This window comes from Arthrobacter sp. 2RAF6 (assembly GCF_052115205.1).
In the GTDB taxonomy this organism is placed as follows: Bacteria; Actinomycetota; Actinomycetes; order Actinomycetales; family Micrococcaceae; genus Arthrobacter.
On record NZ_JBFRGF010000011.1, the window covers coordinates 69,032 to 84,463 of the forward strand.

A 15,432-nucleotide genomic window follows, 5' to 3' on the forward strand; every position below is an offset into this window, starting at 1 on the left:
GTGTCACGGCTCCAAAAGGCGTTTGAGTAGGTGAATGGCGCCGGGCAACCGTCCCCGCTCGTCCGGCGTGAGTTTGGACTGGATGGTGCGGTAAAGCCAATCGGCCTTTGCCGCTCGGCTGGCGCTGATGCTCTCCCGGGCTTCGGTTGTGAGGGACAGGATCCTCTGGCGGCCATCGGCAGGATCAGGGCCGCTCTCAACGAGTCCTGCGCTGGAAAGGGCGGAAATGATGGCTCCCATGGACTGGGGACGCATTCCCTCGGCGCGGGCCAGCGCGGACGGCGTGGCGCGGCCGTCACGCTCCAAGTGGATCAGCACGGCTTTTTGCGCATTCGTCAGGTTGTCCACTTGGGACTGCTCACGCAGCCGCCGGGTCAACTGGCCGATGAGGACACGGAGCTCGGCGGCAGCTTCGAGCATGCCCGTCGCATCTGCATCCGGGTGCGGGTTCATAACAATGACGCTACCAGATAGTAAGGCAAACTGAAAAGGTTACCTTACTATCTGTGTTTTTCGTGGCGTGACTGATTACGAGGGATCGGCAATCTCCACGGCTTCACCACTCACGACAATTCCGCCCTTCGGGGGAATGTCGACAGTGAGGACACTCGCGCGGCCGACGTGGCTGCCTTGGTGCACAATCACCCGGCTTGGGGTCTCCACGAGCGAAAGCGACCGGAGGTATCCGCCGAAAGCCGCGGCGGCCGAACCGGTCGCCGGATCTTCAGTGATGGTTCCCACAGGGAATAGGTTGCGCGAGTCAAACTCGCCGATACCGATCTCACGGAGCGTCGTGACGGTGCCGGCCCAGCCTTGGGCATCCATCAGCGCACGCATGGCATCCGGGTCGAAAGCGAAGGAGTCAAAAGTGCTCCGTTCGGCGAATACAAGAATGGGGTGCCAGTTCCCGGCAAAAGCAACCATCGGAGGGTAGCCCGGGTGCAGCTCGCCTTGGCCCACGCCGAGCAATCCGAGCAGGGAATCCAGAACACCGTCAGGGAACTCGGCGACCCGGGGTTCCACGCTCGTGAAGCTTGCCGTGACCGCAGCGCCGTTGCCCGCCGTCTCAATCACCACGGGCCCCACCTCCGTATCGAACACAAAGGTTCCCGCACCATCACGCCCTGACAGCGCGACAGCCAAAGCGATAGTGGCGTGGCCGCAAAACGGTACCTCGGCGATGGGGGAGGAGTACCGCACGCGGTTTCGGCGGGCGTCCCCGTCAACGGTCTTCTCGGTGACGAAGACCGTTTCCGCATAACCGATCTCGGCCGCGATGGCCTGCATCCCGGCGTCGTCAACGCCGCTTGCGTCGAGGACTACTCCTGCCGGATTTCCTCCGTCCGGCGTGGCGGTAAAGGCGGCATAACGCAGTACATCAGGGGTCTGTTCCATCCGGATATCGTCGCACGGAAGGCGCCGTCATGACCGAACCACCTTGGCCATGTTTAGCGTTCGGCGCAGATACCCCGCCTTGGGCGTAAAGGCTTGGGAGAATGAGGGCAAGCAGCGTGGATCCAGAAGGGGTCCGCGGCCGTTGTTCGACGGGGTGAAAAGACATGAGGTTAACGACCACGACCAACGTCTCAGTGGACGGCGTGATGCAGGGATTGGGCGGAGCGGACGAAGATCGCAGAGGCGGCTTTGAGCGCGGGGGATGGGCAATACCACTTCTGGACACCGAAGCCGGGGACTATCTCAGCCAGGTCTATGACGGGGCGGCAGCGTTCCTCTTCGGCCGGCGGACATACGAGATCTTCGCCCCGTATTGGGGAGCGATGATCAATCCCAGCACGAACCCGATCGCGGCCGCGCTGAACAGTCGGCCCAAGTACGTGGCATCAACGAGCCTTACCGACCCGCAATGGGCGGGCACGACGGTCCTGGCCGGCGACCTCGCCACGGCCATCGGCGAGCTGAAGGCGCATCACCACGGCGAACTGCTAGTGCCGGGCAGCGGCGTCCTGGTCCGATGGCTACTCGCCAACGACCTGGTCGACCAGCTCGATCTGCTCACTTATCCCGTGGTCGTCGGCCAGGGCATTCGGTTGTTTCCTGAATCCGGTCCGGACCTCGCGCTCGACCTGGTCAACTCACGGACGACGTCCCGCGGCATCACCATCCAGAGCTATCGGCCGGCCGGGCGCCCGGAGTACGCAACGTCCACGGTGGATCCGGAGGATGTGTTCTGAGGCAGCTGCTGTTAGTGTCCTGTGTCATCTAAATTGGCGCAGATCGCAGGCTTGAGGAGCAGTACGTCAACTGTAATGAAACCAACTCAGCCACAAATGTTCATTACAGTTGACGCAAATCGGCTAATCCTTGTTCGTCAGGGTGAGTCTGGCTGGTGGTTAGGTCCCTATATATGGGAATCCGACCGGCGCCGTCGTTGAGACCCGGCGCCGTGCCGCCGTTGCGTGGGGCGCTAATCCCAGACAAGCCGTCAGGGCGGCACGATGCCTGTGTCAGGATGCCTGGCGGCCTGATGGTTCTTCCTCTGCTTCGCTGCCGCAATCTGTACGGCGATGCCGAAGATCAGAAAGACCACCCCGACGGGGATGAGCAATGCGGCGTAGACCGCGTCGGCTGCCAGTCCGAGGACAATGCCCCCGACTAACCCCATCATCCCCAGACTGAGGACCAAGACCAGGAACCCTTTGGTTGTTTTCATCCACGGAGCGATGCCGATGACCAGGAAGAACAGCCCGACGGGGAGGAGCATGAGGGGGTCGATGGTGCCGGTGATGGGCCAGAGCACAATACTCGCGGCCAACATCACACTCCCTAGGACCAGCAGGGGCATCAGCAGCCTCCTCGAGGCCGCCACTTGTTCCGCCGTCGGCGGCGTGACGGGTGCGCTGCTGCGCGGCGGTTCTAGGATGAGCGCCAGCCCTAAAGCCACCAAGAGCGGGCCCAGGCCGACGACCGGGAGCATGCGGGGCGATCCGAGTGCGAGGATGGTCAAGGGGAGGAAAACAGCGGCCACCCCGATGAGGTTGTAGATTCTCCAGCGCGACCGGGTCAGGGTCAGCCTGATTTTCTTCCGGCCGGCCCTCCCCGACATGACCATGACGGCCAGCGCGACGGTTATCGTTTCCATGATCCCCAGTCCGACCAGGTTGACGGGGTTGAGCCCTGGTGTCTCCCGGACGTAAGGCCAGGTGACGAGGACCGAAACGAGCGCCAAGACTATCATTCCGGCCCCGCACAGCATTCTCAGTCTGGGACTGTCGCTGCGCATGTCGGCCTCGGGATCCATGGCCGGTCCTTCCTCGGTTCGCCGTTACAACGATCATGACCGCGGGCACCGGCGATGACAAGACCGACGGTCCGCTATATATGGGTGGATCATTTGGGAGTGCGACGACCGGACTCCTTGTCTTTGTTCATTTCAGTTGTCGATGGACGGTGAATGGTGTGAACGGCTGCCGGGGTCTGGTGGGCTGAATGAGTCGGACACAAGATCGTCTGCGCGGTCTGCGCGGTCTTCGCGGTCGGCTGGAACTGGATCGACGTTAGTGGCTCTTGCCGCAGTTCAGGCCCTGTTGCATGTGTCGTTCGGCCGTAAGTTGGGGGAGCGGCCGCGGGCGGAGGCCGTACCGGGTCGAACCTGGTGAGCCGACGATGTCTGCCCCTTTGAAGGTCGGTTGCCAATCCGTGTCCATCCAGTGGCGCAGGGAGTCGAAAGCACCTCGTGGCTGCCAGCCGTCGGTCACTTCGTCGCTGATTCTGTCCAGGAACGCGTTTGGGTGCCGTGAGTGCGCGATCCGGGCCCAGAACGGGGATGCGATGGTGGCGGTCAGCGAGACGATGGACGGGTAAAGCGATGCGGCGACCATGGCCTGGCTTTGGCTGTGGCGCGGCTGGTCCGCAGCCAGTGCATCGTAGATCTCGATGGCATGGGTGAAGTGGTGGAACTGGTCGTACCAGCGCCAGTTAATGACGCTGGAGATGTGGAAGGCCTTGCGGACTCGGGAGCGGCTGTGCCGGGTGATGAGGTTCTTGTGGTGGTGCCAGGCGGCAATAATGTCGGGGCAGGCGAGGATGGGTAGTTGGTCTGTGAAGCCTTGGATGCCGTCGCCGATCCATAGCCCGTGGCGGGGGCAGATGACGCGTTCGTGGGTTGTGTAGATTTCAACGTACCGGCCTGCCCCGCGGGCGAGGGCGCAATGCCGGCAGGCGGTACCGAGGATCGTCCGGTCCGGGCGGCCTACCAGCTTGGACCGCGGGACGGCCGTTTCGTTGCGTTGGCGGAGCTGGGGCATTGCCAGTGACAGCACCTGCGGGTTGTCGCCCGTCCAGGCGGCGAGTGTTTCGATCCATGGGCGTCGGGCCCGGCGGAGTGTCTTTCGCAGCTGGCCCGGGTGCAGCGCGTTGGCTGTTTCCAGTCTGTGGAGGAAGGACCGTGTCGTCTCGTCCGGGTGGGGGTGGATCTTCAGGGGCAGGGGGCGCATCCGGCTCTGGTCCGCAGCGTCTACTACTTCTGTCCTTGTCGCCGGGGTTGTCATGGCAGCCGTTAAGCGTGGATGGCCGGCCGCGGGACGAGTGATTCGGCCGCGTGATCGAGGATGGTTGCATCCAGCAGTTCCCGGTCGATCCGTTCGGTCTGGAAGAGAATGGCGCTGATGGCGGCTTGCCGGATCAGATGCGAGAGGCTGCTGATCCCGCCCCCGGTGCGATGATGCAGGTATTTGGACTCGCGTGTGAGCGTGCCCTGGTCATGGTCGTGGAGCCGGAGTGCCTCCTCAAGGGAGGCAACCAAGGATTTCCATTCATCACCGTAGGGGAACGGGCCGGTGTTGGTGAGAATGGAGCGGGCGGAGATCTGCCGGCCGCGCAGCCCGGTGAAGAGTCCTGAATTCTCCACGTTGATCCCGGCGTAGATGAAGGTGGCCGGCATGTGCTCGGCGAAATATTTCAGATGGTCCGACATGTCCTCACCGGCGCTGGTAGCCAGGTTCAGGTTATGAATTTCGTCGACGATAACAAGGTCGGTCCGGGCAGCGGTAAGGACATTACAGACCGCGTCGGCAATGTCGGTGACGTTGTGCCGCGGGCGCTGGGGAAGTCCAAGGAAATTGGCGAATTCACTGGCCAGCTTCCGCGGGGAGCCTTTGGGCGGCGTCGTGATGTAGACGACGGGGATACGGTTTTGGCCGGGGTAGCGGAGCCTGACCCGCAGTTCGTGGGTCTTTCCGAGTTGTTTGATGGCCGTCGTTTTCCCCGAAGCCCACGGGCCCGAGACGATCAGGCCGCGCCGGGCGCTGACTTCGCGCTGGTTGAGCATGGTCAGCAGCCGTCCCTGGTGGATGATGCCGCGAACTGTCGAGGTCTGGACGATGACGAGTTCGGAGTGGTAGCTGACCCGTTTCTCATCGTAGAGTTCACGCCGCGCCGGGGTGAGCGCGTTCAGATCACTGCCGGCGAGCAGGGCGATATCCATGGGTTCGCTGTTCACGAAGCTGCGCCACCCTTCCAGGGTGGTCGTCGGTGCACGGCTGAAGGTGGGAAGGTCCGGGTTTACCACCATTTTTCTGCCTCTTTCCGGGCATCGTAGATCTTCAGCGGGATGATTTTCGCCAGTTCCCCGGCATCGTCGTGATCAGCCGGGGTGTCATAGGGATCCGTCGATTCGTCGCTGATTTCTTGCGTCTGCTTCGCTGGCGGGCGGGGCCAGCTGGGTTCCGTGGTGGCGGCCTGCCGGGCAACGGTTCGTTTGTCTTTTGCCGACTTCCGACGCTTATTCGGTGCCGGTGAGGCCCTGTCCAGCAGGTCATCCACTGCGGCCGCAATGGTCGCTTGGGAGGGGCCGGTCACACCGCGTTCGGCGACGATTTGGCGTCCGCGTTCCCAGATCGCTTCCCCGAAGGGCTGGGGTGCGGCGTTCAGATGCCGCCAGTAGGCGGTGATCCATCCGCCGTCGTGGTGGTTGCGTATCCAGATGCGGGTGATGTCGTAGGGGTCGTAGTGGATTTCCCAAAGTTGATTGAGGGCTTTTATCCCCGAGGCCTGGCCCCGGTACGGGTTGAGTTCCTTGGCATCGTAGATGCGGTGTCGGATCTTGATGCCGTAAGAGTTGATGACCCGGGTTTGGGCCGGGAGCAGCTCGATGTAGTCGGTGCCGCTCAGCGGCACGGGAACATATCCGGTGATGGCGAGCAGAGCAGCGTACTTTTCGTTGGGGGTGAGGACGCGGTCCGGGGTAAAGGGGTCGCGCAGCCCCTCATGGGGGCGGTTCTGCCAGCCGGTGATGATCCACTCATCCAGAAGGTCCTGCAGCTCCGGGACCGAGAAAACGGCGTCATGCTCGGCGTTTTTACCCCGCCGTTCGATGGATGAGCCGAGATAGCCGGTGACGTACTGGGCGAATAACGTGCCAACGGACTGCAGGGTCCGTTCGACGACGGGCTTGTCGGTCGGAGTGTCCGGGTGTGCAGGTTGAAGGCTGATGCCCAGGGAATGGCAGGCGTTTTTAAACGCGGCGGACAGGTAGGCCTTGCCGTGGTCACACACAATGGTTTCGGGCATGATCACCGGTTTCGCGGCGGCTCCCTCCAATCGTTCGTCGACTGAGCGCATGGACCGGTAAGGCAGTGCCGATGCGGCCATGGACACGGCCTCGGGCCAGCCGGGCCGCATTAACTCCGGTGTCATGCAGCGTGCCAGGAGCAGGGCCGCATCGACGGCTTTGGTGGTGGGACGCAGCACCGCCGCGCAAATGCTGCGCGTGGCGATATCTACGAGTGCTGTCAGTTCCACCCTGCCGACGGTCTCCGGGCCGAGTTCGACAGCGATGTCCACGGGAGTGGAATCTATTTGCATCAACTCGCCGGGGCGCACCGGGTACACGGCTCCGAATGGCCCATCGGGTTGCTGGTCCAGGGTCCTGCGGGTCCGGGCCGAACCCGTCGCATGACGGCCTTCCCGTAGCCTGGCGACCAGGCGCCGGAATGTTGATAGCGACGGAAAGCTGACCGGTTCATCCACGTTTTCGGCGGCGACGCGCTTCTTCACCTCCCGGAAGAGCCGGTCCATGGTCCCTGAAGAGCGGTTCGTGTTCTCTTCCAGAACCCGCAGCAGCACCTCTACGACCCGGGAATCCACTCGGCCGGCCACCGGTGTGCGGCGCATGAGCCGCTGGTCAACGAGGGCTGTGATGCCGCGCTGCTGGTAGCCGGCGCGGAGCCGTTGGAAGGACCGGAACGGCAGGCTCTCACCGTCGGCGATGAGCTCTTCGTGCTTGGCCAGTTCGCGCTGCCGCAGTGTACGCAGGACCGGGTCGTAGGCAGGGCGTGGCCTGGAGCCCGGTTCGGCCACGACGGGCAGGCCGTCGATGACTTCGGTGATGTGTGCTTCCAGCCATCGTGCCCGGTGCTGAACGTCTGGCGGAAGTGCCTCGAAGATCGCTGACGAGGCAGGGGACTGGCGGCCGGGAGCGGACCGAGTGCTGGGTTTGAATGATGGATCGGCGAAGAGTTCATGGACGTTGACGGCGGTGGGAGCCATCTCCGGGGCGGTAAGGACGGCGATGTTTCCGTTCAGGCTGAGCAGGCGGTATGCCTGACCGTGGAGTTCAAGGTGTCCGCCGACCCGGAGTGTAGGGTCTGCCATAGGACTCATCGCTATTCTGCAATCCGAAGGGTGCTATGGGGGCCCAGCGGGGCTTCATGGAGCTCCGCGGTGACGGTGCCGCGCCACATCAGGTGAAACAGGGTCGGATAGACGATGACGGGATCGCCGACGGCGGATGCCACCTGACCAATCGTGCGGGGCACAGGGGCTGCGTTGAGGAATTCGGTGATGGAAGCTGCTGTGCTGGCCACCAGGCACCGGGAGTGGCGGTAGCCCGAGAGCCATCTCAGATTCGCCATATAGACGCGGGGGAGTTCACCGACACGCTTGTAGAGCCAGCCAAGTAGTTGGCAGAGTGCATCTGTCGCGTCGAAGACTGTGCGGTCCCGGTCCTTGATCCTGTTGTCGGGGCGGACATCGACCACAAGGGCAGATCCGTCATCTAGGCGGACGAAATAGTCCGGGACATGCCACCGGGGCCCCTCGGGCAGATTGAAATCGATTCTGAATGGTTGGGAGGCGACGCCGACGACAGTCGGAGCGAAGTCCATCCTGACCAGGTGATCGCGTTCCAGCCACGACTCGTACGGGACCATGCGGTGGTTGGTTGAGCACCACCACTCGCCGGAGAAATTACGCTGTCCCTTGTAGGCGGTGGTCGACCGGACCGGCGCGAAGTCCTCGAACTTCAAGCTTGACGCTCCTGCCGCACCCTGCGTACTCAGCGGCGCACGGGCGTGTTCCCGCACCGTAAACACGCCTGAGCGGTCGAGTTGATCAGGCTTGCTTAACTCGTGCATATTCAGCGCCGCCGACGTGAACATGCGTCAACTGTAGTGACGCGGCTAACGGTAATGCGTCAACTGAAGTGAAACACGCCGACCAATGCGTCAATTTAGATGAATCTGCGTCAACTTGGATGGAAAAGGACAGTTAGGGGATACGCGTGATCTTCATCAGATGCAACAATCACGACTTTACTTTACATAATGTAGATTATCGGCGTTAAAACCACGGGAGTAGAAGTGGATGCGATAACTCCCGTTCACCGAAGACTCGGACGTTTCCCAAAGGCTCACCGCCGGGACCAGGCATAGCCGGAATCGTCCGCCACACCCTGAAAGAAAGCGCCAGCACGGAACAGGCGGACGAGGCGGCCGTGAAGCCGGTGATGGCGTCGGACTTGGTCACCCATAGTCGGACTTGGTCACCCATAGTCGGACTTGGTCACCCATAATGGGAAGAGCATTCGCACCGCGAAGCCCATCAAACTCACAAAACTCACAGGCACTTACACCGAGGTCGACTTCGCCATCCCCGGTCTACGCCAACACCTCCGCGCGCAAGCAAGAACCTGACGACGCGCAACCCTGCCCGGATAACGACCAGGCGCCGCAGCCCAAGCCAGCGCTGGTGACCACAAGCGCAAGAATCGACCGCGACGCTGGGATTCCTACCAGTCTCGGGTTTCAAAGTGCCCTCGATGCAGAAGAAGTCCCTCCTGGTCCGCCTTTGAAGCGAAAGATCGTCCGGATTGGGCCTGGTACAGAAAGAATCCCGGGCAAAGGTTGTCATCGAATTCGCATTGGCCTTTGTCAGCCCGTTTCAACTGTCAAGTTTCTGACAATTGAAGGCTCTGAAGATGTCTCCTTTCACGTCCTGACAGTTGAAAACCAAAGCCCTTCTCTCGGATTGCGATTTGTCCGGCTCTCTACAAACAGGACCACCCCAAGCGTGGTCGTCGCGCGTATGGGCGCGGTTGAAGAGAGGGGAACATAAGTGAGTCAAAGAGGATTCGAACGAGACCCCGGCACCCCGCCGGGACAGACAACGGGCTGGCGGGCGTTCGCCAAGACCGGTGCCCTGGCAGTCGCCGGCGCCTTGACCCTGTCCGCCGTCGGAGCCGGTGGCATCTTTGCCGCGCCTGCAGCGCAGGCGGCAACTGATCTGCCGGGCATGCACCAATCGGGCATCAAAGTCCAGGCTCCGCCGCCCCGGGCGTTTGGAGATTGGTCGATGTGGCTGGGATCCCTGAACCTGAACGGTACCGCCGGGGGTCCCACGGCGTTCTGCTTCGATGTCGGGATTCCGGCCGGGCCGGCCGGATCCGGAGCTGTGGGTTCCCTGGGCAACCCGCAGCTTAACTACGCGATCCAGAAGTACCAGGGTGACCCTGCTAACCATCCCGCTTTGGCGTACCTGGCGCACGAGCTCGCGGATCCGAGGTTCAACGTGCCGTGGAACGGCACTGGGGCTCCCTACCCTAACCTACGGGACTCATCTGATCCGCAACTGCCCGGTGTCCGCGCTCAGGCCGCGGCGATGCTCGCCGACGCCCGGGCCAATTCCGGTCCGTATTCCACGCAACCTAAACTCTCGATGGACGCAAACGGTCGTGGCGGCACGGTCACCTCGACGGAACTGGTTTCCGCAGCGGGGAACAAGCTAAGCGGCTTCTCGGCCCGCGCTGTCCTGAACGGCCCCGCCGTGTGGGCAGGTACGAATTCCCAGGCAGTCAACCTCCATGCCGGTGATCAGCTGGGCTTCGCGGCTACAGGAAACGGGACAGTGTCCGTGACGCTGACGATCGACGCCCCCGGGGTGTCGGCCACAACCTATTCGGTGCCGGGGTTCCAGAACCTTCTCGTTGCCGGCGGCGCTCAACCCGTCGCGGGAACGTCAGCGGATGCCAAGGTGGTCTTCGACTTCCAACCCGAAGCAACGTCGACAGCTGGCCGATTTGTGGAGGGCGGCCAGCCCCTGTTGGATGTCCTGCACGTGAATACGTCCACGGGAAACGCCAGTGACTGGGCATTCGTGAACGGTGGCAACGTTCCGGCCCGCTTCGACGTCGACTGGTATTACAGCCCGGTCAAACTCGCCCCGACCGCCCAGATCCCGGCAGCGGTCGTGAAGGTTGCTTCCGGAACGGGCACCGCAACGGGACCCGGTGACGTCAAGGTGACCGCAGACAAGACGGCGGACAAGGCCGGCTACTATTACCCGGTTGCCCGCTTCTCCAAGGCGGCCCAGCCCGCCAAGCTGCAGCAGTACTTCCGTGCTGACTGGACGGCAGGCTTCAACGATCCTCATGAGGAGACGATCCAGAAGTACCAGCCCGAAGTGGTGACCAAGGCATCGGTCATTGAAAACGGCAAGGTCCACGATGTCATCACCGTGACCGGCAACGAGCCCGGCAAGGAACTCTCCGTGACAACGGATCTGGTTCTGACCTCTGCCGCCCCGGTTGCCGGCGGCACCGACACAGCGCCGGCTGATGCCGAGATCATCAGTACTGTCACCACGAAAGTCACCGGCAACGGCGAGTTCAAGACCCCGGCCATCGAAGTTCCGTGGGAGACGATCGTCACCGAGAAGTGGGCCAAAGGCCTGAAAGCCAACCTCTACTTCTCCGAGAAGATCGACGGTACCGAGTCCACCAAGGCGTGGAACGGCAAGCAACTGCTACCCAACGAAACAGTTCCGGTCGACAAGCCTTCCATAGTCACCAAAGCCTCCGAGGGCGGCGTTGTCCCTCTCGTCGCTCACGATATCGGCATTGTCACCGGCTCCATCCCGTCGGGCACCGGCGTCAAAGTCACCACGAAGGTGAACCAGTACAAGTTTGACGATTCGACTGACGGTTCCGCCCAGGCCGTCTGCGCCAACCCGTCCTGGACCTCCACGGATCAGGGCGTCACCACCACAGGTGAAATCACCTACCCGAGCCACACCATCGCCCACAAAGGCACCTACGGGTACGTCGAGGAACTTAAGCTGACCATCGACAAGGGCCAGGGCAAGGAACCGTTCACCGCGCAGTTGCACAAGGGCAACTGCGGCGAAAAGAACGAAAGCGTCATCGCCTTCCCCGAACCCGTCACTGTCACACCGGACAAGCCGGCCCTGATGGTCAACACCGGATTCGCGCCCATCACTGGCACGGCACAGGAAGCCGGGCCGAACATGCCTCTGCTGATCGCAGGCGGCACCGCCACCGCGCTGGCCATCCTCGCCGGAGCAGGACTGTTCTACCGCAAACGCTTCGCCAATCGCGGAGCTGAAGCGGCCAACGTCCAGGACGAACTCCCCAACTAGAACCCCTTAGCCGACCACCAAAAACAGACGCGGGGCACCCGGATCCATCCATCCCGGGAGATCGGCCGGGCGCCCCGCCCCACACCCAAGGAAAGCCCAATGATCGAAACCCGTAACTATCCCGGAGCCAAGTGGAACCGCCTCGTTGCACTGACTGTCGTGGTCTTTTGTGGCGTGGCCGGAGCCACCGCGGGCGTCTTGGCGTTCGCATCACCGCCTACTCCCCCACCGGCTCCGCAGGCACCTGTACTGGCACCTTTTACGGCGGCGGGACCGGACACCTACACCGGCCCGGCCGAGATCTCCAGCCTTCCGCCTAACACGCTCTCCATCCCCGGCGTGGGCCTCAAAGTAGGGCTCGTGGACGAAGGTCGTGACGATTCCGGCTACCTGGTGGTCCCGGAAGCCTCCAAAGCTGCCCGCTACACAGGGTCCGCGGCCGTCTGTGCCGTCAAAGGATCGACCTTGCTGGCCGGGCACGTGAACTTTCCGGATGGGTCGCTGGCGCCGATGGCTTCCCTCGTGCGGGTGACCAAGGGCATGCCCCTCTATGTATCCGACAAGTCCGGCGGTACCTGCCGGTACAAAATCACCAGCCTGGAATCGCTGTCCAAAACGTCCCTGCCCGCAGGTACTCCCGCCGCCGAGGGCCCACCCGTTCTGCGGGTCGTCACCTGTGATCTTGCCAGCCCCTTCGTGCCCATTGCCGGGCTTACCCAGTTCGCTAACAACACAGTGGCCACTGCGGTTCCCTGGCCGTGACAATCCCATGACGCGAGGAAAACCTCATGCAGGGATGTCCTCTCGGGAATGCATCACGAGCGACGAGTAGGTATTTGTTCGGGTCTTCTTGGGTCTCGCTTTGTTCCAGACCAGCGATGCCAACGCCGCCTGGACCCCGGGCAGGGCCAGAGCATTGGCAGGGGAAATTCCGTGGAGGCGGCCCCAGAGATATCCGCGTTCGCTGCACACGAAGTCCACAAGTGCCCTTTTGTGGCCCTTGGGCACGCAGCTCAACGCCCTGTTCGTTTCCAGCCGGGACATCGCGGCCCCCGGCTCTGACCGGAATCCGGCCTCCTCCATGTGCCGGGCTGCTCGATGCTCGATCACCTGCAGACCCTGCTCTGCGACGTCCCCACGCCAGCCAGCCCTGATCAACAACGCCTTCAGTTCCTCCCAGAGAGGCGATGAACCGGCGGGTAATGGGGACATGGCCAGCGGAATCTGAGGCCACTCGCACTCATGGCCATACACCGATACCAGCGGCGCTCCCTCCCCCAGGCCGTGGTTCTCCTTCACATCCGCCCAGGCGCCGTCCCGCACATCACGCTCTGAGAGCCAGTGGCGTTGGGTGACAGTCAAGGTTCGGAGCCCATTGCGGACAACCGTTAGGAGCCATGCGCAGGCCGGGACATCAGCGGGGATCCCGCTGTCGCAAAGTACTTCCGTGGCGTAGAACAGTGGATCTTCGGGGTCAATCGAGGGGAACTCGTGCTGAAAACGAGACAGCAGCGCCGGAAGAAATGAACCGAACAACTCCCGGGTCGATGGACCGTTTTGGTCTTCGCGCTGCCAGCTTGCTACCAAGTCCCGCAAAAAGGTGTCGCGTTCGGCTGAAATCGAAAACCGGCCGTGGGTTCCGGAACTCATGCGGCGACGCCCCACTGCCTCGCAACATCGCTCATCAGTTCCGCGGCAGCGTGGAACTGGGCGGCCACGCGGCGTCGTCGTACCGGATGCGCCTCGGGCAGTCGGCGGACGACAAGCTCAGACGCTCCGAGATTCCGGATGGAATCCATCAGCTCCCGCAGCTGGAGTTCCGCCAGCACGGCGGCGTCGGAAGGACCATGATCCACGCCCAAGGCGCCGACATCCGCGAGGAACCCCTCCACATCGAAGATTCCCTCGTTGGAATCAGAGTTGGAATCAGGGTGAACCACTTCGCCCGCGATCGCTGCGCGTGCATTGCGGCGTATTTTGCCGTCTAATGACAACCTCACGGGCGGCAGCGTTCCACCCTCTGCAACGCCCTTTGCGAGCAGGGTTTTCACGGTCTCGTGGGATACGCCCAGGACCGGGGCGATGGCACGCAACGACAAATTTCCGGCCGCCAGCTCCATCGCGACACTCACCCGGGCATTGCCTCTCAGGCCGGGAAGGACCAGCCGTTCAGCCTCCACCAGTTCAGCCCACGTACTCAGGCCAAAGGCCTTCCACGCCCTCGCCTCATACAACTCCAAGGCGAGCTTCACGACGTGGCCGAGCAATCGGTCGACCACACCCACTTGGCGGTCAAGCTCAGCCAAACGCAGGCGCAACCGGTTCACCTTGACACGCGCTCCCCCGACATCCAGCTCCCGCTGCATACCTGCGCACCTCCCCAAAAGCACTAAGGACCACCCTGTTTGCCGTCCAGCCGCTCGATGAACTTGGTGAAACGGTCAAATGAGCTGTTATTAGAACTAGTGGTTCGTCGCTTCAATTTGTGTCGCAGAAGCTTTTGGGCCCTGAATGCGGTTGAGTCCGCGGCTCGCCGGAAAACGGCGGAAACCCCTCAAAAACGTCCACTTTTCCACCCTCTACCATTGTCAACAGCATCTTCGTCGCCAACAATGAAGCATGCCGGTCTACGTGAGGTCTCTGGAAACTGCCGTACCGCCCACAGTGCTTGTGCAACCACAAGCGCGCGACGTTTTTGCATCCCAACCCGGTCTGACACGGCTTGGATCCCGGCTGGTGCGAACCTGCTTCGATTCAGCAGCCATCGACACCCGCTTCACCGCCGTCGCCGAATTGTCCCTTGATAATCACTCCGAGAATCCGTCGTTCTTTGATCCTGCCACCGGCCGTGTGCTTAGCCCCAGCACCAAGGTCCGCAACGAAATCTTCGCGGTCGAAGCCACCAAATTGTTCATTGAGGCCGCCAAAGCCGCCGTCGGGAAATGTCCCGACATTGATTTACTTGACATAACTCATGTCATCACTGTTTCCTGCACCGGATTTTTCAATCCCGGACCCGACTACAAAGTAGTCCGGGCCCTCGGACTCAGCCCGGCCGTGCAGCGCTATCACCTTGGCTTCATGGGTTGCTACGCGGCGTTCCCCGCCCTCCGTGCAGCCCGGCAGTTCTGCCAGGCTGATCCCGATGCCGTCGTCCTCGTTATCTGCGTGGAGCTTTGTTCACTCCACGTCCGCACCTCAAACGATCCGGACACCATCATGGGCTCGGCGATCTTTGCGGACGGCGCGGCGGCCGCCGTCGTGACTTCCCGTGAACCCGAGGGGCCGGACCCGGTGATCAGGCTGGATCACTTCGAGACGGTCCTGACGCCGGTCGGCGAAGAAGCCATGGCCTGGAATATCGGCGACGAAGGCTTCGAGATGGTTCTCGGCACGTACGTGCCGCACATCATCGAGGAACACATCACCGGCGCGCTCAAGCCGCTGCTTGCCCGGGACCGCTCCTTGGCTGGGCTCCCCTACCGGGACATTACGCATTGGGCCATCCATCCGGGTGGCCGCAGCATCCTCGACAAAGTCGAGTCGAAACTTGAACTCACCGAAGAACAGATGATTCCCGCGCGCGAAGTCCTTCGCGACTACGGCAACATGAGCAGCGCCACCGTGCTTTTCGTCTTGAAACACATTCTGGGGCAAACTCCGGCAGAGCGGGAGGAACGCATCTGTTCCATGGCATTCGGGCCCGGCCTCACCGTGGAGACGGGGCTGTTCACCCGGGTCTCCCCGGCTCTGTGATGCCGA

At 62.4% G+C, this 15,432-nt stretch carries 13 protein-coding genes; 4 read left to right on the forward strand and 9 right to left on the reverse strand.

The features are described from left to right. Positions 1–3: 3 nt before the first annotated feature. Both AB4Z38_RS10320 and AB4Z38_RS10325 read right to left on the reverse strand, forming a co-directional pair. A complete protein-coding gene (locus AB4Z38_RS10320) occupies positions 4–453 on the reverse strand; it encodes a MarR family winged helix-turn-helix transcriptional regulator (RefSeq protein WP_441429618.1) in 450 nt (149 codons plus the stop codon). A 75-nt stretch (positions 454–528) separates the two neighbouring features. After that, positions 529–1,395 (reverse strand): PhzF family phenazine biosynthesis protein, encoded by an 867-nt coding sequence (locus AB4Z38_RS10325; RefSeq protein WP_441429619.1) that lies wholly within the window; start codon positions 1,393–1,395, stop codon positions 529–531. Positions 1,396–1,559: 164 nt separating this feature from the next. On the opposite strand from AB4Z38_RS10325, the gene AB4Z38_RS10330 reads away from it, so the two are divergent. Beyond that, on the forward strand, positions 1,560–2,192 hold the full coding sequence (locus tag AB4Z38_RS10330; protein ID WP_441429620.1) for a dihydrofolate reductase family protein: 633 nt from the start codon (positions 1,560–1,562) through the stop codon (positions 2,190–2,192). 251 nt (positions 2,193–2,443) lie between these two features. Here the strand turns inward: AB4Z38_RS10330 and AB4Z38_RS10335 are convergent, their stop codons facing one another. The 5 genes from AB4Z38_RS10335 to AB4Z38_RS10355 form a co-directional block, all read right to left on the reverse strand. After that, a complete protein-coding gene (locus AB4Z38_RS10335; protein WP_441429621.1) occupies positions 2,444–3,259 on the reverse strand; it encodes a hypothetical protein in 816 nt (271 codons plus the stop codon). Between the two features lie 256 nt (positions 3,260–3,515). After that, positions 3,516–4,508: a hypothetical protein gene (locus AB4Z38_RS10340; RefSeq protein WP_441429622.1), complete on the reverse strand. Its 993-nt coding sequence runs from the start codon at positions 4,506–4,508 to the stop codon at positions 3,516–3,518. Positions 4,509–4,516: 8 nt separating this feature from the next. Continuing rightward, complete coding sequence (locus AB4Z38_RS10345; protein ID WP_441429623.1) at positions 4,517–5,530, reverse strand: TniB family NTP-binding protein; 1,014 nt, start codon at positions 5,528–5,530, stop codon at positions 4,517–4,519. Further along, the gene (locus tag AB4Z38_RS10350; protein WP_441429624.1) at positions 5,521–7,611 is read right to left on the reverse strand and encodes a Mu transposase C-terminal domain-containing protein; all 2,091 of its coding nucleotides are present in this window, start codon (positions 7,609–7,611) and stop codon (positions 5,521–5,523) included. The genes AB4Z38_RS10345 and AB4Z38_RS10350 overlap by 10 nt, the downstream gene beginning before the upstream one ends. 11 nt (positions 7,612–7,622) lie before the next feature. Then, on the reverse strand, positions 7,623–8,396 hold the full coding sequence (locus tag AB4Z38_RS10355; protein ID WP_441429625.1) for a TnsA-like heteromeric transposase endonuclease subunit: 774 nt from the start codon (positions 8,394–8,396) through the stop codon (positions 7,623–7,625). A 955-nt stretch (positions 8,397–9,351) separates the two neighbouring features. On the opposite strand from AB4Z38_RS10355, the gene AB4Z38_RS10360 reads away from it, so the two are divergent. Then, entirely contained in the window at positions 9,352–11,670 is a 2,319-nt protein-coding gene (locus AB4Z38_RS10360; protein WP_441429626.1) for a hypothetical protein, read from the forward strand. A 99-nt stretch (positions 11,671–11,769) separates the two neighbouring features. After that, entirely contained in the window at positions 11,770–12,432 is a 663-nt protein-coding gene (locus AB4Z38_RS10365; protein ID WP_441429627.1) for a class F sortase, read from the forward strand. A gap of 24 nt (positions 12,433–12,456) precedes the next feature. Here AB4Z38_RS10365 and AB4Z38_RS10370 read toward each other — a convergent pair whose 3' ends face one another. Both AB4Z38_RS10370 and AB4Z38_RS10375 read right to left on the reverse strand, forming a co-directional pair. Then, positions 12,457–13,320 (reverse strand): hypothetical protein, encoded by an 864-nt coding sequence (locus AB4Z38_RS10370; RefSeq protein ID WP_441429628.1) that lies wholly within the window; start codon positions 13,318–13,320, stop codon positions 12,457–12,459. Continuing rightward, positions 13,317–14,036, reverse strand: coding sequence for a hypothetical protein (locus tag AB4Z38_RS10375; protein ID WP_441429629.1), 720 nt, complete (start codon positions 14,034–14,036; stop codon positions 13,317–13,319). Before AB4Z38_RS10375 ends, AB4Z38_RS10370 begins: the two co-directional genes overlap by 4 nt. 253 nt (positions 14,037–14,289) lie before the next feature. Here AB4Z38_RS10375 and AB4Z38_RS10380 point away from each other — a divergent pair, with 253 nt between their 5' ends. Next, positions 14,290–15,426: a type III polyketide synthase gene (locus AB4Z38_RS10380; RefSeq protein WP_441429630.1), complete on the forward strand. Its 1,137-nt coding sequence runs from the start codon at positions 14,290–14,292 to the stop codon at positions 15,424–15,426. Positions 15,427–15,432 lie beyond the last annotated feature (6 nt).

What these genes read in the sequence shown, in the direction of transcription:
- AB4Z38_RS10330 (WP_441429620.1), top strand. Translation starts at nt 1,560, where the DNA reads ATGAGGTTAACGACCACGACCAACGTCTCAGTGGACGGCGTGATGCAG.
- AB4Z38_RS10345 (WP_441429623.1), bottom strand. Translation starts at nt 5,530, where the DNA reads ATGGTGGTAAACCCGGACCTTCCCACCTTCAGCCGTGCACCGACGACC.
- AB4Z38_RS10365 (WP_441429627.1), top strand. Translation starts at nt 11,770, where the DNA reads ATGATCGAAACCCGTAACTATCCCGGAGCCAAGTGGAACCGCCTCGTT.
- AB4Z38_RS10380 (WP_441429630.1), top strand. Translation starts at nt 14,290, where the DNA reads ATGCCGGTCTACGTGAGGTCTCTGGAAACTGCCGTACCGCCCACAGTG.
- AB4Z38_RS10375 (WP_441429629.1), bottom strand. Translation starts at nt 14,036, where the DNA reads ATGCAGCGGGAGCTGGATGTCGGGGGAGCGCGTGTCAAGGTGAACCGG.
- AB4Z38_RS10350 (WP_441429624.1), bottom strand. Translation starts at nt 7,611, where the DNA reads ATGGCAGACCCTACACTCCGGGTCGGCGGACACCTTGAACTCCACGGT.
- AB4Z38_RS10335 (WP_441429621.1), bottom strand. Translation starts at nt 3,259, where the DNA reads ATGGATCCCGAGGCCGACATGCGCAGCGACAGTCCCAGACTGAGAATG.
- AB4Z38_RS10325 (WP_441429619.1), bottom strand. Translation starts at nt 1,395, where the DNA reads ATGGAACAGACCCCTGATGTACTGCGTTATGCCGCCTTTACCGCCACG.
- AB4Z38_RS10340 (WP_441429622.1), bottom strand. Translation starts at nt 4,508, where the DNA reads ATGACAACCCCGGCGACAAGGACAGAAGTAGTAGACGCTGCGGACCAG.
- AB4Z38_RS10320 (WP_441429618.1), bottom strand. Translation starts at nt 453, where the DNA reads ATGAACCCGCACCCGGATGCAGATGCGACGGGCATGCTCGAAGCTGCC.
- AB4Z38_RS10355 (WP_441429625.1), bottom strand. Translation starts at nt 8,396, where the DNA reads ATGTTCACGTCGGCGGCGCTGAATATGCACGAGTTAAGCAAGCCTGAT.
- AB4Z38_RS10370 (WP_441429628.1), bottom strand. Translation starts at nt 13,320, where the DNA reads ATGAGTTCCGGAACCCACGGCCGGTTTTCGATTTCAGCCGAACGCGAC.